24 protein-coding genes are annotated in these 23,447 nt (G+C 65.7%); 11 read left to right on the plus strand and 13 right to left on the minus strand.

Features of this window, described 5'->3' with window-relative positions; genetic code table 11:
- Positions 1 to 48 precede the first annotated feature (48 nt).
- The 6 genes from C4S73_RS12555 to C4S73_RS28995 all read right to left on the minus strand — a co-directional run bounded on the left by C4S73_RS12555 (position 49) and on the right by C4S73_RS28995 (position 6,591).
- Positions 49 to 846 (minus strand): succinate dehydrogenase iron-sulfur subunit, encoded by a 798-nt coding sequence (locus C4S73_RS12555; protein WP_103872823.1) that lies wholly within the window; start codon positions 844 to 846, stop codon positions 49 to 51.
- Positions 847 to 860: 14 nt separating this feature from the next.
- On the minus strand, positions 861 to 2,693 hold the full coding sequence (gene sdhA / locus C4S73_RS12560) for a succinate dehydrogenase flavoprotein subunit (protein WP_103872824.1): 1,833 nt from the start codon (positions 2,691 to 2,693) through the stop codon (positions 861 to 863).
- A gap of 4 nt (positions 2,694 to 2,697) precedes the next feature.
- On the minus strand, positions 2,698 to 3,090 hold the full coding sequence (gene sdhD, locus C4S73_RS12565; protein ID WP_244595575.1) for a succinate dehydrogenase, hydrophobic membrane anchor protein: 393 nt from the start codon (positions 3,088 to 3,090) through the stop codon (positions 2,698 to 2,700).
- A gap of 12 nt (positions 3,091 to 3,102) precedes the next feature.
- On the minus strand, positions 3,103 to 3,501 hold the full coding sequence (gene sdhC / locus C4S73_RS12570; protein WP_200828006.1) for a succinate dehydrogenase, cytochrome b556 subunit: 399 nt from the start codon (positions 3,499 to 3,501) through the stop codon (positions 3,103 to 3,105).
- A gap of 186 nt (positions 3,502 to 3,687) precedes the next feature.
- Positions 3,688 to 4,749, minus strand: a complete 1,062-nt coding sequence (locus C4S73_RS12575) for a MaoC family dehydratase (RefSeq protein ID WP_103872826.1) — start codon at positions 4,747 to 4,749, stop codon at positions 3,688 to 3,690.
- Positions 4,750 to 4,878: 129 nt separating this feature from the next.
- Positions 4,879 to 6,591 (minus strand): serine/threonine dehydratase, encoded by a 1,713-nt coding sequence (locus C4S73_RS28995; RefSeq protein WP_160115754.1) that lies wholly within the window; start codon positions 6,589 to 6,591, stop codon positions 4,879 to 4,881.
- A gap of 101 nt (positions 6,592 to 6,692) precedes the next feature.
- Between C4S73_RS28995 and C4S73_RS12585 the strand changes: the two genes are divergently transcribed.
- Complete coding sequence (locus C4S73_RS12585) at positions 6,693 to 7,568, plus strand: HpcH/HpaI aldolase/citrate lyase family protein (protein ID WP_103872828.1); 876 nt, start codon at positions 6,693 to 6,695, stop codon at positions 7,566 to 7,568.
- A 92-nt stretch (positions 7,569 to 7,660) separates the two neighbouring features.
- Here the strand turns inward: C4S73_RS12585 and ppa are convergent, their stop codons facing one another.
- Positions 7,661 to 8,197, minus strand: a complete 537-nt coding sequence (ppa, locus tag C4S73_RS12590) for an inorganic diphosphatase (protein ID WP_103872829.1) — start codon at positions 8,195 to 8,197, stop codon at positions 7,661 to 7,663.
- Between the two features lie 159 nt (positions 8,198 to 8,356).
- Between ppa and C4S73_RS12595 the strand changes: the two genes are divergently transcribed.
- Entirely contained in the window at positions 8,357 to 9,079 is a 723-nt protein-coding gene (locus tag C4S73_RS12595; protein ID WP_244595576.1) for a fused DSP-PTPase phosphatase/NAD kinase-like protein, read from the plus strand.
- 18 nt (positions 9,080 to 9,097) lie between these two features.
- Here the strand turns inward: C4S73_RS12595 and C4S73_RS12600 are convergent, their stop codons facing one another.
- The 3 genes from C4S73_RS12600 to hmuQ form a co-directional block, all read right to left on the minus strand.
- A complete protein-coding gene (locus C4S73_RS12600; protein ID WP_146071342.1) occupies positions 9,098 to 10,453 on the minus strand; it encodes a hypothetical protein in 1,356 nt (451 codons plus the stop codon).
- A gap of 243 nt (positions 10,454 to 10,696) precedes the next feature.
- The gene (gene hutX, locus C4S73_RS12605; protein WP_103872831.1) at positions 10,697 to 11,230 is read right to left on the minus strand and encodes a heme utilization cystosolic carrier protein HutX; all 534 of its coding nucleotides are present in this window, start codon (positions 11,228 to 11,230) and stop codon (positions 10,697 to 10,699) included.
- 10 nt (positions 11,231 to 11,240) lie between these two features.
- Entirely contained in the window at positions 11,241 to 11,588 is a 348-nt protein-coding gene (gene hmuQ / locus C4S73_RS12610) for a heme-degrading protein HmuQ (RefSeq protein WP_103872832.1), read from the minus strand.
- 326 nt (positions 11,589 to 11,914) lie between these two features.
- Here hmuQ and C4S73_RS12615 point away from each other — a divergent pair, with 326 nt between their 5' ends.
- From C4S73_RS12615 to C4S73_RS12640, 6 genes are all read left to right on the plus strand, one after another.
- The gene (locus tag C4S73_RS12615) at positions 11,915 to 12,892 is read left to right on the plus strand and encodes a heme/hemin ABC transporter substrate-binding protein (RefSeq protein WP_103872833.1); all 978 of its coding nucleotides are present in this window, start codon (positions 11,915 to 11,917) and stop codon (positions 12,890 to 12,892) included.
- A 26-nt stretch (positions 12,893 to 12,918) separates the two neighbouring features.
- Positions 12,919 to 13,998: a FecCD family ABC transporter permease gene (locus C4S73_RS12620; protein ID WP_103872926.1), complete on the plus strand. Its 1,080-nt coding sequence runs from the start codon at positions 12,919 to 12,921 to the stop codon at positions 13,996 to 13,998.
- On the plus strand, positions 13,991 to 14,812 hold the full coding sequence (locus tag C4S73_RS12625) for a heme ABC transporter ATP-binding protein (protein ID WP_103872834.1): 822 nt from the start codon (positions 13,991 to 13,993) through the stop codon (positions 14,810 to 14,812). Before C4S73_RS12620 ends, C4S73_RS12625 begins: the two co-directional genes overlap by 8 nt.
- Positions 14,813 to 14,872: 60 nt before the next feature.
- Positions 14,873 to 15,949, plus strand: a complete 1,077-nt coding sequence (locus C4S73_RS12630) for a tryptophan 2,3-dioxygenase family protein (RefSeq protein WP_103872835.1) — start codon at positions 14,873 to 14,875, stop codon at positions 15,947 to 15,949.
- Positions 15,949 to 17,133 carry an aminotransferase class V-fold PLP-dependent enzyme gene (locus C4S73_RS12635; protein WP_103872836.1) on the plus strand — a complete coding sequence of 395 codons (1,185 nt, stop codon included), beginning with the start codon at positions 15,949 to 15,951 and terminating at the stop codon, positions 17,131 to 17,133. The genes C4S73_RS12630 and C4S73_RS12635 overlap by 1 nt, the downstream gene beginning before the upstream one ends.
- A 111-nt stretch (positions 17,134 to 17,244) precedes the next feature.
- Positions 17,245 to 17,778, plus strand: coding sequence for a L,D-transpeptidase (locus tag C4S73_RS12640; protein WP_425290342.1), 534 nt, complete (start codon positions 17,245 to 17,247; stop codon positions 17,776 to 17,778).
- Positions 17,779 to 17,782: 4 nt separating this feature from the next.
- Here the strand turns inward: C4S73_RS12640 and C4S73_RS12645 are convergent, their stop codons facing one another.
- Complete coding sequence (locus C4S73_RS12645) at positions 17,783 to 18,727, minus strand: NAD(P)-dependent oxidoreductase (RefSeq protein WP_103872837.1); 945 nt, start codon at positions 18,725 to 18,727, stop codon at positions 17,783 to 17,785.
- 243 nt (positions 18,728 to 18,970) lie between these two features.
- Between C4S73_RS12645 and C4S73_RS12650 the strand changes: the two genes are divergently transcribed.
- Complete coding sequence (locus C4S73_RS12650) at positions 18,971 to 19,288, plus strand: DUF2853 family protein (RefSeq protein WP_103872838.1); 318 nt, start codon at positions 18,971 to 18,973, stop codon at positions 19,286 to 19,288.
- Between the two features lie 95 nt (positions 19,289 to 19,383).
- Here the strand turns inward: C4S73_RS12650 and C4S73_RS12655 are convergent, their stop codons facing one another.
- Together C4S73_RS12655 and C4S73_RS12660 are read right to left on the minus strand one after the other, a co-directional pair.
- On the minus strand, positions 19,384 to 20,691 hold the full coding sequence (locus C4S73_RS12655) for a class I SAM-dependent methyltransferase (RefSeq protein WP_103872839.1): 1,308 nt from the start codon (positions 20,689 to 20,691) through the stop codon (positions 19,384 to 19,386).
- A 108-nt stretch (positions 20,692 to 20,799) separates the two neighbouring features.
- Positions 20,800 to 21,021 carry a DUF1674 domain-containing protein gene (locus C4S73_RS12660; protein ID WP_103872840.1) on the minus strand — a complete coding sequence of 74 codons (222 nt, stop codon included), beginning with the start codon at positions 21,019 to 21,021 and terminating at the stop codon, positions 20,800 to 20,802.
- 114 nt (positions 21,022 to 21,135) lie between these two features.
- Here C4S73_RS12660 and htpX point away from each other — a divergent pair, with 114 nt between their 5' ends.
- Entirely contained in the window at positions 21,136 to 22,059 is a 924-nt protein-coding gene (gene htpX / locus C4S73_RS12665; RefSeq protein WP_103872928.1) for a zinc metalloprotease HtpX, read from the plus strand.
- A 1-nt stretch (position 22,060) separates the two neighbouring features.
- The gene (locus C4S73_RS12670; RefSeq protein WP_244595577.1) at positions 22,061 to 23,419 is read left to right on the plus strand and encodes an RsmB/NOP family class I SAM-dependent RNA methyltransferase; all 1,359 of its coding nucleotides are present in this window, start codon (positions 22,061 to 22,063) and stop codon (positions 23,417 to 23,419) included.
- The last annotated feature ends 28 nt before the right edge of the window (positions 23,420 to 23,447 follow it).

Here is a 23,447-nt window from a genome sequence, read left to right on the forward strand (position 1 = left end):
GCGCAAACCGTCGCGTCGGACGGCCGCGCCAGTAGCAATCGCGCCGCCTCAGACCTGGCGGGTCACCATCATCTTCTTCACCTCTGCGATCGCCTTGGCCGGGTTGAGACCCTTCGGGCAGGCATTGGCGCAGTTCATGATGGTGTGGCAGCGATAGAGCCGGAAAGGGTCTTCCAGATTGTCCAGGCGCTCGCCCGTCGCTTCGTCGCGCGAGTCGATCAGCCAGCGATAGGCCTGCAGCAGCGCGGCTGGGCCGAGATAACGGTCGCCGTTCCACCAATAGCTCGGGCAGGAGGTCGAGCAGCAGGCGCAGAGAATGCACTCATAGAGCCCATCTAGCTTCTCGCGGTCGCCCTTTTCCTGTGCCCATTCCTTTTCAGGCGCCGGCGATGTCGTCTTGAGCCAGGGCTCGATCGAGGCGTGCTGGGCATAGAAGCGCGTCAGGTCAGGGACGAGGTCCTTGATGACAGGCATATGCGGCAGCGGATAGATCGCGACCCTGCCGGAATTCTTACCCGTGCCGCCGCATTCATCGATGCCGGTCGTGCAGGCGAGCCCGTTCTTGCCGTCCATATTCATGGCGCAGGAGCCGCAGATGCCCTCGCGGCAGGAGCGGCGGAAGGTCAGCGTCGGGTCGATCTTGGACTTGATCCAGATCAGCGCATCCAGAACCATCGGCCCGCAATCCTCGCGGTCGACGAAATAGGTGTCGGTGCGCGGATTTTCGGTATCGTCCGGGTTCCAGCGATAGATCTTGAACTCGGTCAGCTTCGAGGCGCCAGCCGGCTTCGGCCAGGCCTTGCCCTCGACGAGGCGGGAGTTCTGCGGGAGATTGAATTCGGCCATCTGTCAGATCGTCCTCAATACACCCGAGCCTTGGGCTTGATGTACTCGATGTCGTTCGAGAGCGTGTAGGTGTGCACCGGACGATCATCGAGCGTGACCGTGCGCTTCTCGTCGTCGATCCAGGACAGGGTGTGCTTCATCCAGTCCTTGTCGTCGCGGTTCGGATAATCCTCGCGGGCATGGGCGCCGCGGCTTTCCGGCCGGTTCAGTGCGGAGTCCATGGTGACGACGGCCTGGGTGATCAGGTTGTCGAATTCCAGCGTCTCGATCAGGTCCGAATTCCAGATCAGCGAACGGTCGGTGGTGCCGATATCGGTGATGCCGGCCCAGACCTCATGGATCTGCTTGTGACCTTCCTCGAGCGTCTCGCCGGTGCGGTACACCGCGCAATTGTCCTGCATGGTCTTCTGCATGCGTCCGCGCAGATCGGCCGTCGGCGTGCCGCCCTTGGCGTTGCGGTACTTGTCGAGCCGCGTCAGGGCGAGATCGGCGGAGTTCGCCGGCAATTCGGGCTGCTTTTCGCCGGGCGTGACGATCTCGGCGCAGCGCAGGCCGGCGGCACGGCCGAAGACCACGAGGTCGATCAGCGAATTCGAGCCGAGACGGTTGGCGCCATGGACCGAGACGCAAGCGGCCTCGCCGATCGCCATCAGGCCGGGAACCACGGTGTCGGGGTTGCCGTCGACCTTGGTCAGGACTTCGCCGTGGAAGTTCGTGGGGATGCCGCCCATGTTGTAGTGCACCGTCGGCAGCACCGGGATCGGCTCGCGGGTCACATCGACGCCGGCGAAGATTTTTGCGCTCTCCGAAATGCCGGGCAGGCGCTCATGCAGGATCTTCGGGTCGAGATGGTCGAGATGCAGGTAGATGTGGTCCTTGTTCTTGCCGACGCCGCGCCCGCCACGGATTTCCATGGTCATCGAGCGTGAAACGACGTCGCGCGAGGCGAGGTCCTTGGCTGACGGAGCATAGCGCTCCATGAAGCGCTCGCCTTCCGAATTGGTGAGGTAGCCGCCCTCGCCGCGTGCGCCCTCGGTGATCAGGCAGCCCGCGCCGTAGATGCCGGTCGGGTGGAATTGCACGAATTCCATGTCCTGCAATGGCAGGCCGGCGCGCAGGACCATGCCGCCACCGTCGCCGGTGCAGGTATGGGCGGAGGTCGCGGAGAAATAAGCCCGGCCGTAGCCGCCGGTCGCCATGATCGCCATCTTCGAGCGGAAGCGGTGCAGCGTGCCGTCATCGAGCTTCAGCGCGATCACGCCACGGCAGACGCCGTCATCGTCCATGATCAGGTCGATGGCGAAATACTCGATGAAGAACTCGGTATTGTAGCGCAGCGCCTGGCCATAGAGCGTGTGCAGCATGGCATGGCCGGTGCGGTCGGCCGCAGCACAGGTACGCTGGGCCGGCGGGCCCTCACCGAATTCGGTGGTCATGCCGCCGAAGGGGCGCTGATAGATCCTGCCGTCCTCGGTACGCGAGAACGGCACGCCCCAATGCTCAAGCTCGTACACGGCGGCGGGAGCATTGCGCACGAGATATTCGATGGCGTCCTGGTCGCCCAGCCAGTCCGACCCCTTGACGGTGTCGTACATATGCCACTGCCAGGTGTCCTTGCCCATATTGCCGAGCGAGGCGGCAACGCCGCCCTGCGCCGCAACGGTGTGCGAGCGCGTCGGGAACACCTTGGAAATGCAGGCGGTGCGCAGGCCGGCCTGAGAGCAGCCCACCGTGGCGCGAAGGCCGGCGCCGCCGGCGCCGACGACGACGACGTCGAAGGTGTGGTCGGTGATCGGATAGGCCTGGCCCGCATAGGCCGGGATCGAACGGGATTTGGTGATCGCCATCGGATCAGCCTCCAAACGAGAGCTTCAGCAGCGCGAAGACGCAGGCAGCGCCGATCGCGATCGCGAAGAAGGTATTGGCCATCACGGCTGCGATCTTGGCGCCTTCGCCATGGATGTAATCCTCGATGACGACCTGCATGCCGATCCGCATATGCACGGCGCCGGAGACGACGAAGAGCAGCATCAGGATCGCCACCAGCGGATGGGACAGGAGCGCGATCGCCGCCGGATAGGGCTTGCCGACCAGCGCGATCACCACGCCCAGGAAGATGATGGTCAAGATGACGTTGGCGACAGCGGTGACACGCTGCAGCCAGAAATGCCCGGTGCCCGATTTGGCCGAGCCGAGGCCACGGACGCGGGCGAGCGGGGTGCGCATGGAGGATTCGGACAGCATGATCTCAGCTCCTCAACGCGTCGCCAGCACGACGATCCAGACGAGCAGCGTCAGCCCGCCGGACACGAAGACGCTGTATTTCGCCAGGTTCATCCGGGTCTCCGGCTCGTAGCCATAGCCCAGATCCCAGACGAAATGCCTGAGGCCACCGACCATGTGATGCAGCAGCGCGAAGGAATAACCGAACAGGACGAGGCGACCGAGGATCGAACCTGCGATCCACTGAGCCGTCTCGAAGGCGGCAGGACCGGACGCCGCCGCCACCAGCCAGGCCGCGATCAACACGGTGCCGGCATACAGCGCGCAGCCGGTGGCGCGGTGGATGACGGACATCGCCATGGTCCAGGACCAGCGGTAGATCTGCAGATGCGGTGATAGCGGGCGCGCCGCCGGCTTGACCTCGGCCAAAATTATTCTCCGACTCCACAGGCCCGGCAGCGAGCCTCATCCATTTGGGATTGTTCTAGAGTGATTGGCTCTGTAACGAAACCCGAACCGTGCTGCAATGCGACACGAGAGATATGAAGTTACAGAATTTGAAAGCTGTAACTTTACCTCATACGCCGCCCATGCGCGGTCATCCTACAGCCCGGCGAGTTAACGCGGCACCAGCGCCCAATAATCGAAGTCGAGGACGACGCCGACGGCATATTGGTCGCCCAACTTCAGCGGATACTCATTGCAGGGCAGGTTCTTGGTCGCCACCAGCCGGAGCCTGAGCGCCCCGACATCGTTGCGGCCGGGCAGCTCGGCCGTCGCGATCACCTCGCTCCACGCATAGACGGTATCGCCCGCAAAGAGCGGCGCGACATGGCGCCCGCCATTGATCGCGGCGATGTGAAAGGCATTGCCCAGTCCGTTGAAGGATAGCGCCCGCGCCAGGCTGATGACGTGGCCACCATAGATCAGCCGCTTGCCGAAGCGCGTATCGCGCGCGCCATAGGCGTCGAAATGCACCTTGGCCGTGTTCTGGTACAGGCGCGTCGCGATCTGGTGCTCGGCCTCCTCGACGCTCATGCCGTCGATATGATCGATGCGCTCGCCCACCGCATAGTCGCCCCAGCGGAACCGCGAACCCGCGAGCGCGTCGTCATAGGCTGCGAGCTCGATCGACGGGCAGCCTTCTCCCAGCTCCTCCGCAAGCACCGCCTTGGCGAGCTCGGGCACCTGCTCGGCATGGGCGGGCGTCCCGGGATGGCGCTTGCGCACCAGAACCCAGCGCGCATAGCTGAGTACGATCTGGCCATGCTGGTTGCGCCCGATCGAGCGGACATAGACGATGCCGGAATCGCCCGCCGAGGTCTGCTTCAGGCCGATGACTTCCGACGTGGTCGACAAGGTGTCGCCCGGAAAGACCGGCTTGAGGAAGCGGCCATCGGCATAGCCGAGATTGGCGACCGCATTCAGCGAGATATCGGGCACCGTCTTGCCGAAGACGATGTGAAAGACCAGCAGATCATCGACCGGCGCAGCCTGATAGCCGACCTGTTTGGCGAAGACATCCGACGACTGGACCGCGAAACGAGACCCGTAAGATGCGGTGTAGAGCGAGACATCGCCGCTCGTCACCGTGCGCGGCGTCGCATGCACGATGGTCTCGCCGAGATTGAAATCCTCGAAGAAACGGCCGGGATTGGTCTTGGGCAAAGGCTCGGACATGGGTTCTCTCGTCTGCTGCGCGAAAGAGTGTGCGCTGCCGCATAGTCAGGCGTCCAGCCCTGACATGACCGGCAGAGTCATGGTCGGCCTTGAGCCGACCATCTCCTGCAAGGTCCTTGCTCCTGAAACCTACCCCAGCAACACTGCCAGCTTCGCCAGATCGACATTCGCCCCGCACACGAGCACGCCGAGCCGCTCGCCCGGCGCGGGCTTGTAGGCTCCGCTCAGCAGGGCCCCGAGCGCCGCAGCGCCGCCGGGTTCCACCGCCAGCCGAAAATCGCGCCACAGCGTCGCCTGCGCCTGCGTGATCGCTTCGTCCGGCACGAGCACGACATGATCGACCGCGTCCTTGCAGACCTCGTAGACCAGCGGCCCGACATTGCGCGCGCCGAGCGAATCGGCGGCAACCGAGGCGACCTTGACCTCGACCGGCCCCTTCGCCTCCAGCGCCGCCTGAAGCGCGCGCGAACCTTCCGGCTCGACACCGACGACCTTGACCCTCGTGCCGGCGAACCAGGCGGAGATGCCCGAGATCAGGCCACCGCCACCGACTGCGACCAGAACCGTGTCGAGATCGGGCTCCTGCGCCTGCCATTCGCGCCCAAGCGTGCCCTGGCCTGCAATCGTCTCTGCAGCTGCGAAGGGATGAATCTTCAACGCGCCGGTCTCGGCGACGAAACGGTCGCAGGCGGCCTGCGCATCGTCATATTGCGCGCCACCGATGACGACCTCGGCACCAAAGCGGCGGATCGCCTCGATTTTCGCAGCCGGTGAAATCTCCGGCACGAAGATCGTCGCCTTCACGCCACGCTCACGCGCTGCATAAGCGACAGCCGCGCCGTGATTGCCGCCCGAGGCCGCTGCAACGCCTGCCGGCGGAACCGGCAGCGAGAGCAGGTTGTTGAAAGCGCCGCGCGTCTTGAACGAGCCGGCATGCTGCAGGCATTCGAGCTTCAGCGAGATATCGGCGTGCGAGCCGAAGGCCCCCTGGTCCAGCCGCATCACCGGCGTGACGCGGGCGTGGCCGGCGATGCGCTCAGCGGCGGCCTCGATCATCGGGCGCGGCACGGGACGGTCGGTCATGGCGAAATCCTGTGAAGGCAGGCGATCGGGCTTGAAGGTCCAGATCGCGATGGGAAGTCCGTGGCTATCGCGTCCGGGCGGATCGGGGAAGGAGATTCCGCGCCCGGCAAGCATGTGATGGGCGACGACCAGTGCAGCCAACGCGTCGAGCGCATCGTCCGCTGCCGCGCCCCTTGGTGGCCGGGCATTGACGCTTTCGGGCGCAACACCGGCTGCGATCAGGAGGTCGCGCCGCTCGGCCATGCCCAAAGGATTGATCGCGCCCCTGATCTTCTTGGGATGCGTCAATGCCTCGCCGCGCATGGTCGCGAAGGCCAGTTCGGGATGGACCTCGAAAACCCGCTCGCACAGGGGCGGACTCGCCCTGAGCAGGGCATCGATTTCGCGGATCTTCGGGAAAAGATGAAAGCCCTGCTTGGACACTTTGCGCGGGGGTGTCGAGGTCTCCAGCGCCAGCCGGCAGGCCTGCAGATACTCCGTTGCATGAACAGCCACCCGCGCGGGGATGGAAAAGACCGAGGATTGCCGCTGGCCCAGCTGCGGCCGGACCAGCTGCTCCGGCCCTCGCCCCGAGCCCTCCACCCGATCCGGCAGGCCGATCGGCATGTCCACCGCGACGATCGCGGGCGAATTCTCCCCTACGAACAGTTCGGTAAAGCTGGAGACCACGCGCAGGACCGGTGGCTCGCTCCCGGCTGAATCGACCAAAGCTGCTACCCAGCCCGCCTTGCAGCCATCGACACCTGCGATCCAGACCATCTCCGCTCCCCCATGCGCCTTTCGCATGACTCACATTGCATCTGCGTTGCGTCTGGTGTGCAGTGCAATACAACATGGCCGACAGACGTCAGGAGACAACCATGACCACGATCCATCCGCGCCGCAGCGTGCTTTATATGCCGGGTTCCAACGCTCGCGCCCTCGAAAAGGCCCGCGAGATCCCGGCTGACGCCCTGATCCTCGATCTGGAAGACGCGGTTGCCCCCGACGTCAAGGAGGCCGCGCGCGCGCAGGTCTGCGCCGCCGTGAAGGCCGGCGGCTATGGCCGCCGCGAACTGGTCATCCGCGTCAACGGTGTCGATACGCCCTGGTTCATGGACGATCTCGCCGCCGCCACCGAAGCCAAGCCCGACGCCATCCTGATCCCCAAAATCTCGGCGCCCGAGACCTTGCAGCAGATCGGCGCGCAGCTGACCGGTCTCTGGGCCGATCCGGCGATCCGGATCTGGGCGATGATCGAGACCCCGCTCGCCATCCTCGATATCGAGCGGATCGCACGGGCCGCGCGCGATCCCACGACAAGGCTGTCCTGTTTCGTGATGGGCACCAACGATCTCGCCAAGGAGACACGCGCCCGTTTCGTGCCCGGCCGCGCGCCGATGCTGCCCTGGCTGACCAGTGCAATCCTGGCGGCACGCGCCTACGGCATCGACATCGTCGACGGCGTCTACAACGATCTCAAGGACGAGGACGGCTTCAGGGCCGAATGCGAGGCGGGCCGCGACCTCGGCTTCGATGGCAAGACGCTGATCCATCCCGGCCAGGTCGCTGCCGCCAATGCCGTCTTCGCGCCCGATGGCGCGGAACTGTCGCGAGCCCGGGCGATCATTGCCGCCTTCGATCAGCCGGAGAATGCCGATAAGGGCGCAATCCAGCTCGACGGCCGCATGGTTGAGCGGCTGCATGCCGACATGGCCAAGCGCGTCGTGGCGCTCGGCGAGGCGATCGACGCATAAGGCCGGATCGCTGTGACGCTCGGGCCTGTCCCGAGCGTCTCCGGGCGAAGAGGTTCCCGGGTCCGCGTAAGGCGCGACCCGGGAATGAGACCTCAGGCCTTCGCGGCCTTGGCCCGCTCCATCGCCTCGAGGATCAGCTCCTTGGCCTTGGCGGCATCGCCCCAGCCGGTCAGCTTGACCCATTTGCCGGGCTCGAGATCCTTGTAGTGCTCGAAGAAGTGCTGGATCTGGTCAAGCGTGATCTTGGGCAGATCGGTGTAATTATGCACGTTCTCATAGCGCTTGGTCAGCTTGGGAACGGGGACCGCGATGATCTTCTCGTCGCCGCCGCCTTCATCCTCCATCATCATCACGCCGATCGGCCTGACCGCGATATAGGAGCCGGGGATCAGCGGCCGGGTGTTGGCGACGAGCACGTCGCAAGGGTCGCCATCTTCCGACAGCGTATGGGGAATGAAGCCGTAATTCCCGGGATAGCGCATCGGCGTGTAGAGGAAGCGGTCGACGAAAAGCGTACCGGCCTCCTTGTCCATCTCGTACTTTATGGGTTCGCCGCCAATGGCCACCTCGATGACCACGTTGACTTCGTCCGGAGGGTTCTTGCCGATGGAGATGGCGTCGAGGCGCATATGTCGTAACCTATCGATAGGGAAATCCGGGCGCCTTATGCGCGTTTAGAGCACAAAGGCCAAGCCCGACCTTGAGCCACAAATTTGCGTAGCACCGCAACCGCTGATATCGGCGGGCATGAAAAATGAGCGAGATCAGATCATGAATGGGAGCCGGCCTTGCTGAGCCGCCTGCGCCCCGACGAGGAACGCTATGCGCGGCGGATGGCCCGCATAGCGCGCTGGGACCGGCCGATAGAGGGCCGTGCCGCGCGCCTTCGCGCCTGGGCCAACATGCTGCTGGTCGACCACGGCATCTTCCGGCTGGCCTATCTCAACGCGCACCGCGTCACGCCACGGCTCTGGCGGGCGGCGCAGCCTGCGCCGGGTCAGATCGCCTGGTTTGCCCGCCAGGGTGTCAAGACCATCGTCAACCTGCGCGGCGGGCGCGAACACGGCTCCTGGCCACTGCAGCGCGAGGCCTGCGAGCGCCATGGCATCGCGCTGGTCGATTTCGTGCTGCGCTCGCGCGGGGCCCCCGAGCGCGAGACCATTCTGGCCAGCAAGGCGTTCTTCGCGACGCTGACCGAGCCGGCGCTGGTCCACTGCAAATCGGGCGCCGACCGCGCCGGCTTCTTTGCGGCGCTTTATCTGCTGATCCACGAGGAACGACCACTGGATGAGGCGACCCGCCAGCTCTCGCTGCGCTACGGGCATTTCCGCTTCGCCAAGACGGGCATCCTGGATGCGTTCTTCGATACCTATCGGCGCGAAGGTGCGGCGAAAGGCATCGCCTTCCTGGACTGGGTCGAGACGGCCTACGATCCCGAACGCCTCGAGCGCGAGTTCAAGCCGGGCTTCCTGTCCTCGATGATCGCCGACCGGCTGATCCGGCGGGAGTAGAACGCCGGGGCTCGCGCCTCAGCCGCTCATCTCGGGCTTGAGTATCGGCGATCCCTCCGGTCCCAGACGGGTCCAGGCGAAGCGGATTTGCGCCAGCATGCGCGCCAGCGACACGATGCCGAGCACATAGAGCAGCGGCATCGACAGCGCTCCAAACCAGAGCATGACCAGCGCGGCCGCCAGCAGCGCGACCGCATTGGTCGCGACATGCTGGAGCGGATGACGCGACAGGGAGGCAATGTCGTGCAAGGGCGACACCAGCGCGATCCCGCAATAGAACAGCGTCATGATCGCGACGATCTCGCCGACGCCTCGCCATTGCCCGTCAGCAAGCATCGAATCGACGCCGAGCGCCACGAGCGCGATGCCGCCGAATAGCGCCACCGCACCGGCGATGAGACCAAGGGTCACGAGACGGACCCATGATTGCCGCTTCGCCTCCGGCAGCGCGCGCAGATGGTTGAGAACCAGCGGACCTGAAACCGTCGCGTACATCTGCGTCGGCACGTCCAGCAACCGCATCGCCAAGGCGACATGGGCGGCCAGCAGCGGGTTGCCGCCATAGGGCAGCGCCATCAGCGGGGCGATCGTAAAGCCATAGGACAGCAAGGCGGAGGGCAGAAGGTAGCGCGGGGCATCGCGCCACCGGATCGCCGACGCCAGCAATTCGCTGAGTGACCAGAATCGCGGCCGCACCAGCGCAACCAGCGCCTTGCGCCGTAGCCAGATGAGATAGGTGGCCGCGACGGCATGGCCGAGCGCATCGGCCAGGAACAGGGCGTACGAATTCGCCCCCAGCGACCAGATCAACAGAAGCATCAGGACTGGCTGCACCACGGCCTGCACGACGTTGCTGTTGCCGATCACCTTGAAATCGCCTTCGGCGGTCGCCTCCGACCAGAGCAGCCGAAGGACGCTCCGGCCCGTCAGCGAGACCAGGAACAGCAGCGCGACCGACGGCTCGATCCAATCCAGAGCCATGCCCGCAATCACGACACAGGCGACAAGCCCGAGAAAAGCCGTGCCCGCAGCGAGAGCCAACCGGAAGGCGCGGCCAAGCCGATCCCGGTCACTGGTCTGGAAGAAAATCGCCTCCAGCCGCATCAAGGCCGCGATCGCGACGAAATTGGCGAAAGCCGAGAAAACCGCGAAATCCGCGAAGGCCTGGGGCGGGCACAGCGCCGCGGCCACCAGCAACCCCCAGACCGAGATGAAGCGCGCCTGGATGAAGCGCACCGCCAGCATCAGCCCCGCAGTGAGGCTTTTGCGGGTCGCAGACGCCTTCTCTTGGGCAACAGCACGGGTTGGCACGGCCGCCACGGAAGGCGCGCTGGCCGGAAAGGCCGCGCGTTCCATGATCACATGAGCTGCCATGTCCACATCCACGGTCGGGATATCGAACAAGCCGGCCTCGCCAACCTCCTGCTGGTCATGGCGGCGAGGCGAACTCGACACTCGATCGGCAGGAACGATCACGAGAGATCGGCTCTCTGCGTGGCACGCTGCGCCAGTATGGTTAACGATGGCTTAAGACGGGTCATCACGATCATCGAAGCGGGGAGCGATGCGCTTCTACCAAGATCGTGGCGCAATTATGCGACACGATCGTCACACCCTTCAGCCGAATGTGCCCTTCAGGGCCTCGAAGCGCGCAAGCTGGTCGGCCAGCAGTTCGCGATTGGCGTCGCGCCTGACGAAGACCTTGAACATGACCTCGCCAGCGCCGTTGAAGAACTGCACCGAGCAGACGCGGCGCTTCGGGAACTGGCGGTCGACCACATAGATGGCGACACAGTTCGCCGCCTTGATATGCCCGCCGATCGGGCTGTCGCCATGGATGTTGTAATAGCCATGGCCGAACGAGCCCACCGGCAGCGAGCCCTCGCATTCGAGCACGATATCGGGCGTATGGACGAGGAACAGCACTGTTCCCCACGTCGCCAGCTCCTGCCAGACCGCCTCGAAGCGCTCCGGCGCGACAACAAGACGCTCCTGCGCCGGGATCAGATCCAGCACCGCGCGTGTCGGCACGCCGACCTCGCGCGCCACCGATTCGACCATGGCGTCGGGCTTCTCCGCCAGCGTAAGCCTGGCACGCTCGATCGGATCCTGCGCGGCGGAAACCGGCGCGCCTGCCTGCGAAATCGACATGTCGTTCTCTTTACTCGGCGGCCTGGCGCGGCTGGTGCGGATTGGCTTCGCTCAGCACGGTCTCGAAGCCCTCGAATTCGGGATGCCCGAGATACATCGGCTTCTCGCGCGGCTGGCCGGCATTGCGATGCGACTCGCGGAACTGCTCGGACTTGGTCCAGGCCACGAAATCATCCTTCGATGCCCAGCTGGTATGGGAGGAGTACAGCGTGTGATCCTCCTTTTCCGGACCCTTCAACAGGTGAAAGGCGAGGAATCCCGGCATCTCGTCGAGACGCGTCTTGCGCGAGGACCAGACCGTCTCGAAGGCGGCTTCCTCTCCCTTGACGACCTTGAAGCGGTTCATGGCGATAAACATGCGGTGCGATCCTTGCGACGATGAGGCGGTTCTGAAGACCGTTGTCCTGCAGACATTGCAGAACACGGGCCCCGAACCGGAAAATATGGCGGCTGGCTGAGCGCTGACGCACCTTGCTGGCATGCGAAACGGGCCGCGCCTGACGGCGCATCGCCCTTGACCCGTTCTAGTAAAGCTGAATATCAACGTCAACAACGCCGCTGTAATTGTTAGTTTTGAATAATTAAAAACTGACAATTACTTGGCGAACCGCACGCAATGCTGGCGTCCCATCGGATCGGCTGAGAAGCCGGTCATGCGACACGCCGCCATGAGGAGACGCGATCATGTTCGGCCGCCCCGCCCTCCCGGCTCTTTTGGCCCCTTCGACCGCCAGCCCAGCAAAACGCAGCCGGCTGGATCGGCGCGAACTCGGCGCCGCCATCGCGCTGACGCTTCTCGCCGCGGGCAGCCTTGCATCGCCCTTTGCCGGCCCTGCGCTGGCACAGACGCCCGAGCGCATCGTCGCGGTCGGCGGCGTGGTCACCGAAGTGATCTATGCACTGGGCCTGCAGGACAAGATCGCCGGCGTCGACTCCACCAGCCAGTACCCGGCCGAGGCGCTGAAGCAGAAAGCCAATGTCGGCTATGTCCGCGCGCTGTCGGCCGAAGGCGTGCTCTCGCTCAAGCCCTCGCTGGTCATTGCCATCCAGGGCGCGGGCCCGCCGGATGCGATCTCGCTGGTGAACGAAGCCGGGGTCAGGCTCGCCCGCATCCCCGACGACACCACCGCCGAGGGCGTGGCGACCAAGATCGAGGCGATCGGCGCGGTCGTCGGCGCGGTCGAGCCCGCACGCCGCCTGGCGGCCCAGACGAAGGCACGCTTCGACGAGCTTGCCGCCGTCCGCTCCGGCATCGCCAGGAAGCGCCGCGTGCTGTTCGTGCTGTCGCTGCAGAATGGACGCGCGCTCGTGGGTGGCCGCAACAGCTCGGCCGACGCGATCATCGGCCTTGCAGGCGGCATCAACGTCGCCAGCGACATCGAAGGCTTCAAGCCGATGACCGATGAGGCGATCATCGCCGCAGCACCTGAAGTCATCGTCATGATGAGCCATAGCAGCAGCCATAACGCGCCTGCCGACGAGCTCTTCGCCATGCCGTCCTTTTCCCAGACCCCTGCCGCAACGGCCAGGTCTCTCGTGAGGATGGACGGGCTCTATCTGCTGGGCTTCGGCCCGCGCGCGCCGATGGCTGCCCGCGACCTGATGGCGGCGATCTATCCGGAAGCCGCGATCCCGCAGCTCAAGACGGCGGCGGCTCCGTGACCATCGCCTCGCCAGCGCCAACCGCCATGCTTGCGCCGGCGCTTGCCTCGCTGATCGCGGGCCGGCGACGCGTAGCGGTGTTCACCGTCGTCGGGCTCGCTTTCGCCTGCATCGTGCTGACGCTGGTCGCGATCGGCCAGGGTGCGATCGCGATCGCGCCTGGCCGCGTCGCCGAAATCCTGATGGCCCGCCTGAGCGGCGACACGACCCTGCTGGAAGGGCGCGACGTCCTCGTCGTGCTCAATATCCGCCTGCCGCGCGTGCTGCTCGGCCTGCTGGTCGGCGCGGCGCTTGCCGTCTCCGGCGCGCTGATGCAGGGGCTGTTCCGCAATCCGCTGGCCGATCCCGGCCTCGTCGGCGTCTCCGCCGGCGCGGGGCTGGCCGCAGCTGCAACCATCGTACTGGGTGACCGTTTCCTGACGGGCATGGCGATGAAGCTGCCTTTCGCAGTCCTGCCTTTCGGCGCCTTCTGCGGCGGGCTGGCCTCGACGCTGGCGCTTTATCTGATCGCGACCCGCCAGGGCCGCACCTCGGTCGCGAGCATGCTGCTGGCCGGCGTCGCGCTCGGCGCGCTGGCCGGCGCGCTGACCGGCCTCCTCGCCTACATCTCCGACGACCGGCAATTGCGTGATCTCACCTTCTGGTCGCTCGGCAGCCTCGGGGGTGCCAGCTGGACCAAGCTCGCCGCCGTCGCGCCGATCGTGCTGCCGCTGCTGCTGGCCATGCCCTTTCTCGCGCGTGGCCTCAATGGGCTGATGCTGGGCGAAGCCGAGGCCTATCACCTCGGCATCCCCGTCCAGCGCATCAAGGCGATGGCCATCGTTTTGGTCGCGCTGGCGGTCGGCGCCAGTGTCGCCTCCGCCGGGCTGATCGGCTTCGTCGGCATCGTCGTGCCCCATCTGATCCGGCTCGCCATCGGCCCCGATCACCGCCTGCTCCTGCCGCTCTCGGCGCTTGGCGGGGCGATCCTTCTGGTTGCCGCCGACATCGTCGCGCGGCTGATCGTGGCGCCCTCCGAATTGCCGATCGGCATCGTCACCGCCGCGATCGGCGCTCCTTTCTTCCTGTGGCTGCTGCTGCGCCGTTCGAGTGCGCTCGATGTCTGAAACCGCCATCATCTCCGGCCAGGGTCTCGGCTATGCTGCCGATGGCCGCATGCTCGTCGACGACGCCACGCTCGACCTCGCGCCGGGCACCACCACGATCCTGATCGGGCCCAACGGCGCCGGCAAATCCACCCTGCTGAAACTGCTGACGGGCGAGGTCAAACCGTCGGCCGGCTCGATTCTCATCGATGGCGAGGCCTTGCAGGCGATTCCGGCCTGGCGGCTTGCCTGCCTGCGCTCGGTGATGGCGCAGCATGCGCGGCTGGCCTTTCCGTTCAGCGTCTATGAAGTCGTGCATCTCGGCGCCGACGGTGTCGGCCGCGCCCTGCCGCGCCAGCGTCGCGAGGCGCTCGTCGCGGAATGCCTCGCAGCGGCCGGCGTGCTCGATCTCGCGGGACGGCGCTACCAGACCCTGTCAGGCGGCGAACAGCAGCGCGTCCAGTTCGCGCGCGTGCTGTGCCAGCTCGAGGCCGGCCGCAGCGTCGCCGGCCGGCAGGTGCTCTTCCTCGACGAGCCGATCGCGAGCCTCGATCTCTGCCACCAGCTCGCCTTGCTCGACATGGCCCGCAGCATTGCCGCGCGCGGCGTCGCGGTCCTCGTCGTACTGCACGACCTCAATCTCGCCGTGACCTATGCCGACCATCTCGTGGTGATGGATCAGGGCCGTATCATCGCGCAGGGGCCGCCCGCCAAGACGCTGGACGATGCCTTGCTGCGCCAGGTCTTCAAGGTCGATCTCTCGCTCAGCCGCGCGCCGGCGCCCGGCCTGCCCTTCCTTCTGCCGCAGCAGCACCGCGCGCTTCCCGCCGCTTGATCGCTGCCTCGAGTTATTTTAAGCTTGAAATAACTCGGGCGACATAGCGGGAAAGCGATCATGACGGGCGCACCGCGCAGGCTGTCTTATGGCGACTATCTCCAGGTCGACCGGCTGTTGTCCTGCCAGGCGCCCGAAAGCCTGAAGGCCGGCGCTGAAGCGCATGACGAGATGCTCTTCATCATCGTCCACCAGGCCTATGAGCTCTGGTTCCGTCAGATCCTGCATGAGCTCGACCGGATCCAGCAGGATTTCGCGGCGAGCCCCGTCGCCGACGAGCATCTCGGCCGCATCACGGCCGGCCTCAGCCGCATCCATGAGATCCTGAAGCTGCTTGTCGGCCAGCTCGACGTGCTGGAGACGATGACGCCGGCCGGCTTCCTCGAATTCCGCGATCTCCTGACCCCGGCCTCCGGCTTCCAGTCGGTGCAGTTCAGGTTGATCGAGACGCGGCTCGGCCTGGCCGATGCCCTGCGCATCCGCATCGACGACCAGAGCATGAGCGAGCGCCTCGCACCGGAGGACCGCGACAAGCTCAAGGCCGACCGCAGCCCTTCTCTCCTGGCCCAGCTCGACGCCTGGCTGTCGCGCACGCCCTTTGTGGCGCTGGGTGACTACCGCTTCCGCGAGAGTTATCGGGCTGCCGTGATCGCCGCCCTCACGCGCGATGCCTCCAGCGTGGTTGCCGACGCTGCCGTGCCCGAACCGCAGCGTCAGGCGGATGCTGCCGCGATCGAAAAGGCTCTCGGCAATTTCCGGGCCCTGTTCGAGCCGGACGCCGCTGCCTCGACCTGGCGCATGTCGGCTCCCGCGATCGAGGCCGCCCTGTTCATCTCGCTCTATCGCGACATGCCGGTGCTGCAACTGCCCTTCCGTCTGCTGCAGGCGCTGATGGACATCGACGAGAGCCTGACGCTCTGGCGCCTGCGCCATGCCCTGATGGTCGAGCGCATGATCGGCGTCCGGCCCGGCACCGGCGGTTCGTCCGGCCATGGCTATCTGCGCGCCACCGCCGAAAAACACCGCATCTTCATCGACCTCTTCCACCTCTCGACCTATCTGTTGGCCGGCCGCGATCTGCCGGCCCTGCCCGAGGATGTGCGCCGGCGCATGGGCTTCAGCTATGGTGCAGCGTGATGACAGAGGCCGGCGACTGGACAGGCGCTTTCGCGCGCTTCCGGGGGGCTGCGCCCGATCGCATCAACCTTGCCGCCCACAGCCATCATGACTGGCCGGACGTGACCTATCAGGCCCAGGAGACAGCCTGGGCGGATGCTGCTCGCCTTGCCGGCGACAAATGGGATGTGGTCTTCGGCGAGGTGATCCCCGCCGTGCAGGCCGGCATCGCGCGGCATCTGCGCCTGCCCGATCCCACCACTATCGCCTTCGCGCCGAACACGCATGAATTCCTGCGCCGGCTGCTCTCCTGCCTGCCGAAAGACCGCGTTCCGCGCATCCTGACCACCAGCGCGGAATTCCACACCGCCCGGCGGCAACTCGGCCGCCTCGCAGAGGACGGCCTGATCGAAATCGACGAGGTCCCAGCCGAGCCCTTCGCGACCCTGGCCGAACGCCTGCGCACGGCCATTGCAGCGGGCGGCCACGACCTGATCTATGTCAGCCAGGTCCTGTTCAATTCGGGCGCGACATTGGGCGATCTCGCCGCCTTGGCCGATGCCGTGCCATCGCGCGAAACCCTGTTCGCGATCGACGGCTATCACGGTTATCTCGCGCTGCCGACGGACCTGTCGGGCATCGCGAACCGCGCCTTCTACATCGCCGGCGGCTATAAATACGCGATGGCGGGCGAAGGCTGCTGCTTCATGCACTGCCCGCCCGGCTTCGGCCCGCGCCCGCGCGACACTGGCTGGTTCGCGGCCTTCGGCGCACTCGCCGCACCGCCCGGCAGCAGCATCGGCTACTCCGCCGATGGCGGCCGCTTCATGGGCGCGACCTTCGACCCGTCCGGCCTCTACCGCATGCGGGCCGTGCTTGAGTGGATGGCCACCGAGAACCTCGACGCTTTCAGCATCCACGGCCACGCCGTCGCGTTGATGCAGCGCTTCCTTGCCGGGCTCGATGGCCTGCAATTGGCCGAGCTGAGCCGGGACAGCCTCATCACACCGCTGCAGGACATCGCCGCCCACGGCAATTTCCTGGCCTTCCGGACTCCAGCGGCCGGCGCACTCGAAGCAAGCCTCGCAAAGCTCGGCATCGCCACCGACCACCGCGGCGACATCCTGCGCTTTGGCTTCGGCGTGGCGTTGGCAGAAGGCGACATCGATATCGCGCTCGAGCGGATAAAGCTTTTACGCGCCTGAGCTGCGTTTCACGCGTGATTCATCGTGAATCGCGGCTTCACCATATCGCTCAACCGCCGATTCACAGGATCGGCGCGACATCTCCCGCAGATTTCCGTTCGGGAGCCCCACATCGTGACCAGACGACACACTCCGATCGACCTTCTCTTCGCGGCCACCATCGGCCTGCTCCCTGCCGTCGCCATCACGGCCCCGGCGCAGGCCCGCGAGATCGTGCAGACCCAGGATGCGCGCTACTACCCCGGCACGATCGTGATCCGCACCGGCGAGCGGCGGCTCTATTTCGTCACCGCGCCCGGCGAGGCGATCCGCTACACCATCGCCGTCGGCAAGGCGGGCAAACAGTGGCGTGGCGTCAAATATGTCGAGGAGCTGCAGGTCGATCCGGCGTGGAGCCCGCCGGCCTCGGTTCGACGCGACAATCCCCGCCTGCCCGACGTCATCCCCGGCGGCTCGCCGCGCAATCCGATGGGCGCGCGCGTCATCGGCCTCGGCCCCGGCGGCGAATACGCCATCCACGGCACCAATATGCCCAATACGATCGGCACGGCCGCCTCCTATGGCTGCTTCCGCATGCACAATCAGGACGTATCCGACCTCTACGAGCGTGTGCGCATGGGCACGCCGGTCGTCGTCCTGCCCTGAAGCGCTACAGCGCCACAGGCGACAAAAGCGGTTTCCCGGCAAAGAATGCCGCCAGATTGGCCAACATCAGATCCTGCTGGGCGATCTGCGCGGTCTCGGCATTGGCGGCGATGTGCGGTGTCAGCACGACATTGTCGAGCGCCTTCAGCCTGTCGGGCACCAAAGGCTCATGTTCATAGACATCGAGCGCGGCGCCCGCGATCACGCCAGTCTCCAGCGCCTCGCACAGGGCGATCTCGTCCACGGCGATGCCTCGGGAGATGTTGACGAGATGCCCCTGCGGGCCCAGCGCCTTCAGAACTTCGGCATTGATCGCATGGCGGGTCTCGGCGCTCGCCCGCACGGCTACGATCATCACATCCGCCCATTCAGCCAGACCCAGCAGGCTGTCATGATAGAGATAGGGCAGGTCACGCCGCGAGCGGTTGTGATAACCGATGCTCATCTCGAAAGCGGCGGCGCGGCTGGCGATACGGCTTCCGACCGCCCCCAGACCGTAGATGCCGAGCTTGCGGCCTGCCAGGCCGGGCACATAGGCCATGCGCTCGACCGCATTGCCCTTCCAGCGGCCGGCGCGCACGAAACGCTCGGCCGCCCCGATCTGCCGCGCCGAAGCCAGCAGCAATCCCATCGCGAACTCGGCGACGCTCGCCGCATTGGCGTCGGCGGCGTTGCTCAGCAGGATGCCGCGCGCCTTGGCACGAGCCCGGTCGACACCTTCGATACCCGTCCCGTAGCAGGCGATCAGCCTGAGCCCGGGCAGCGCATCGATCAGCGCAGCATCCGTCTTCTGCGTGCCGATCGTGAGCAGAGCCTGCGCCGCATCGGCGCCAGCCGGCAGGGCTTCGGGCGCGGAGCGTTCCATCGGCCCCAGCAGGGTATAGTGCTCCTGCAACCGCTCCACGAGACGCGCCGGCATGCGCGGCGCCATCAGTATCGTCGGCTTCATCGGGCAGCACCTCCACCTTGTGCTGCACCGCATCATAGGAGCGCGATCGGCTCAACCGGCATCGGCGCGGGGGCCGACATCCCGCCAGTGCATTGCAGCTCCCCGATCAGGGCACGTATTGCGCAATTAAAAAGCAACCGGAACGGGCCGCGCCCTCTCGCCTGCGACAAAAAAGCGCGTTAACGTCCCGCCGCGACACCACAGGGTGCCCGGCAGTGTTGCCGGGCCAAGAGGGGGCTAAAGATGGATCATCTCGCCGACGTCAAGAAATTTGCCAAGAAGCCGCTCAATGAGCCGGCCTTTGCTGGAATGTCGAAATCTTACGCGCTCGTCATGGGCAAAGCCGATACGCGCTTCGTTGCCTGCTCCGACCCGGCAGAACTCGATCGCGTTCGCGAGAATTTCCTGAAGAAGAAGCTCGGCCTGAAAACCGCTGACCTCGACGCTACCATCAAGGCGACCTGCGAGCACATGAAGGCCGACAAGACCAAGTCGCGCCTGACCTTCTATTATCTGCTGGCCGAGCACTACGGGAAGCTGGACCTCTTCGTTAAGAAGTGAGCGCGACGGCTGCCCGCCATGCCCGGGCCTGCCCCGGGCATCTTCCCCACCACTCGTCAGGAATTGAGCTGGTCGGCTAGCAGCCGACCCTGGCTTCAATCCGGCTGATAGAGATCGCCACGCGTCAGGGGCAACCCGGAAGCGCCCTTGCGGCGCTTCGACACCAGGGTCTGGTTCACCATCGCTCCGCCGCGCTCGAAGGCCAGCGAACACCCCGCGAGATAGAGCAGCCACATCCGCGTGCGCTCCGGTCCGATCTCGGCTTCAGCCTCGGCCTTGCGCGCTTCCAGCCGCTCCCACCACAGCCGCGTCGTGCGCTGGTAGTGTTCGCGCCAACCCTCGACATCATGCACCTCGAAGCCGTTGCGTTCGAGATTGGCGATCGACATGCCCAGATGGTCGAGCTCTCCGCCCGGAAAGATGTAGCGCACCAGCGCCCTGTATTCCGCCGGCATCTTGTTGAACGCCTTGTCGGTCTTCTTGGCCCGGCGCGAAATGCAGTGATGCAGATAAAGCCCGCGCGGACGCAGCAGACGGTTCACCGCCTTGAAATAGGTCGGGTGATTGGCGATGCCGACATGCTCGAACATGCCGATCGAGGAGATCTTGTCGAACTCGCCCTCCATCAGGGTGAAGTCCTTGAGATGGAGCGTGACCTTGTCCTCCAGGCCAAGCCGCGCAACCTTTTCGCGGGCCAGCGCCAGCTGCTCCTCGGCCAGCGTCACGCCATGCGCCTCGACCCCGTAATGCTGGGCGGCATGACAGACCAGCGCGCCCCAGCCACAGCCGATATCGAGGAAGCGGTCGCCGGGCTTGAGGCGCAGCTTGCGGCAGATCATGTCGAGCTTGTCGCGCTGGGCGCGTTCGAGATCGCCGTGATCCTCGGTGAAATAGGCGCAGGTGTAGACCATCTCCTCGTCGAGGAAGAGCCGGTAGAAGGCGTTCGAGACGTCGTAGTGATAGGCGATATTGGCCTTGTTCGTCGCAGGCGCCCCGTCGCGGGCGATCTCATCGCCCTTGAGATGCTCGACAGAGCTGGGCGCAGCGCCAGGCGCGAAGATGAAGCGCCTGACCACGTCGAAGACCGCGCCTTTCGGGATCGTTCGGGCCAGCCGCCCGACCTTGCCCTCCGGCCGCGCCCCCGCCAGATCGAAGATCGAGCCGTTGAGGAGCGAAATCCGGTCGGTGATATGAAGGTTCAAAAGCGTATCGAGTTTGGGCTTGCGGATGAGAGCCGAGACCACGCCGGGATCGCGCAGGGCAATCGTGATGCCCCCTTCAGGCCAGCCCGCCGGTACATGACTGCCGTCCCAAAGCTTGAAGCCGAGCTTCAACCCGAGTTTCTGATGGGCTTCCGCGAGAAGTCGCCGGAGCGCCGCAAGACGTTTGTCGTCGCTATTCATAGGCCAATGATCCGATGCCTGCCGACACCTGTTTGGCCGGGCGATCGGAGCTTGGCAATAACCTCGGAGCAAATCCGGCCGTCTTCGCAGCCGAAGCGCGATCTTCAGCTAGAAATCGCTCGCGATGCCCTTCACTTCCCAATCGTCATAGCGAACCGGCTCAAGCCCGCCGCGCCCGTTGATCTCGCGGTCCTTCGACACCTCGGACGCCCGCGCGTCGATTTCGACTCGGCGGGCCTGCGCCTCGGCCAGCGCGCGCTTTGCCGCCGGCGGCAATGGCTTCGCCGGAGCAGTCTCCACGGGCGGTTCCGGAGGGCTTTTACTCGGCATCGGCACTGGTCTCTCTTGCGGGATCGGCATGCGCTTCACCACATAAGGTGCAAATCCGCGCTGCGGGAGGGGTAAAATCGCCCTGACATGCTCGCAACCTTCAAGGGGAGCACCATGAACTACGTCCGCACCTTCATGCTGATGGCCGGCCTCACCGCGCTGTTCGGCGTGGTCGGCTACCTGCTCGGCGGCGCTGGCGGCATGCTGATCGCGCTCGCCATCGCGGCCGCGACAAATCTCTTCAGCTACTGGAATTCCGACAGACTCGCGCTCGCCGCCCATAATGCGCAGGAAGTCGACGCTACGACCGCGCCGGAGCTTTACGGCATGGTGCGCGACCTCGCGGCCCGCGCCAACATGCCGATGCCGCGCGTCTATCTGATTCAGGAAGACCAGCCCAACGCCTTCGCCACCGGTCGCAATCCGGAAAACGCAGCGGTCGCGGCGACGACCGGCATCCTGCGCACGCTCAGCTATGAGGAGCTTGCCGGGGTGATGGCGCACGAACTTGCCCACATCAAGAATCACGACACGCTGACGATGACGATCACCGCGACCATGGCGGGTGCGATCTCCTCGCTCACCACTTTCGGCATGTTTTTCGGCTCGCGCGACAACCGGCCCAACATGATCGTGCAGATCCTGATTTCCGTGCTCGCACCAATGGCGGCGATGGTGATCCAGATGGCGATCTCACGCTCGCGCGAATACGAGGCCGACCGGCTTGGCGGCGAGATTGCCGGCAACCCGGTCTGGCTCGCGGACGCGCTGGCCAAGATTGCGGGTGCCGTCGAGCACATTCCCAACGAGACGGCGGAGGCGAAGCCTGCTACGGCGCACATGTTCATCATCAACCCCCTGAGCGGACGCGGCATGGATTCCCTGTTTTCGACACACCCGGATACGGGCAATCGTATCGCCGCCTTGATGGAGCAGGCCCGCGCCATGGGCGTCGGCCGCACGCCGCAGGGTGGATTCGTCGGCCAGGCCAGTCAGAGCCCGTGGAACAGCCCGCATCAGCGCGGCCCCTGGGGCTGACATGGCAGATCAGGGAAATACCGGCAGCATGCCGGAGACCGAGCCGAAGACCGGCGAGGACGTGCCCGGCCTGCCGGCGCGTCGCCTGGCCGCGACGCTGATCGACGAGGTGCTCAAGGCCCGGCTCGCGCTGGACGAAACCTATGAGCGGCTCAGCCCGGCATTCGGGCTCGACGCCGCGGATGCAGCCTTGGCCCGCGCCATCGCGATCACGGCCTTTCGCCGTCTCGGCACGATCCAGCACGCCATCAACGCCCGGCTCGAACGCGGCAGCCCGCGCAATTCCGGTCCCTTCGAGCCGATCCTGGTGGCCGCCGCTGCGCAGATCCTGTTCCTCGATGTGCCCGACCACGCTGCCGTCGATCTCGCGATCCGGCATCTGCACGAGGACGCCCGCTCCTCGCGCTATGTCTCGCTCGGCAACGCGCTGCTGCGCCGTCTCGCCCGCGAACGCGATGCGATCCTGTCGGAGGCCGTCGATCCGTTCATCGACACGCCTGAATGGCTCGCCGAGAGTTGGCGGGCGACCTATGGCGAGGCGACGGCAGCCGCCATCGCCGCAAGCCATCGCGACGAGCCGCCGCTGGACATCAGCGTGAAGGACGACGCCTCGGGCTGGGCCGAGAAACTCGACGGTCTTCTGCTGCCGACCGGCTCGATCCGCCTGCGCGAGCGCCAGGGCATCACCGGCCTGCCCGGCTTCGATGAAGGCACCTGGTGGGTGCAGGACGCCGCCGCCGCGCTGCCGGTGCGCCTGCTTGCGCCCAAGGCCGGCGAACGCATCGTCGATCTCTGCGCCGCGCCCGGCGGCAAGACCGCCCAGATCGCGGCCCTGGGAGCCAACGTCACGGCCGTGGACCGCTCCGGGCCACGCCTGCGCCGGCTCAGGGCCAATCTGGAACGACTTGGCCTCTCCGCCGAGATCGTCGCCAAGGACGCCACCACCTGGCAGGCAGAACCTTTCGACGCAGTCCTGCTCGATGCGCCCTGCAGCGCAACGGGCACGATCCGCCGCCACCCTGACGTCGCCTGGACCAAGACGACCGAGGATCGCGACAAGCTGGCCGCCTTGCAGGCGAGGCTTCTGGAGGCCGCGGCGCGGCTGGTCAGGCCCGGCGGCCGGCTGGTCTACTGCACCTGTTCGCTCGAGCCGCAGGAAGGTGAAGAGCAGATCGAGATATTCCTCGCCGAGCATCCGGATTTCGCGCGCGCGCCCATCACGCCCGAGGAAATCGGCGGACTGTCCGAAGCGATCGACCGCAATGGCGATCTGCGCACCCTGCCCCACCAGCTCAAGCACGAAACCCCGCGCCTTTCGGGATGGACAGGATTTTACGCAAGCCGCCTGATCAGGCTATGACAAAGCCGGGATTCGCGCGGCGGGGGCG

Source organism: Allobosea lathyri (genome assembly GCF_900108245.1).
GTDB lineage: Bacteria > Pseudomonadota > Alphaproteobacteria > Rhizobiales > Beijerinckiaceae > Allobosea > Allobosea lathyri.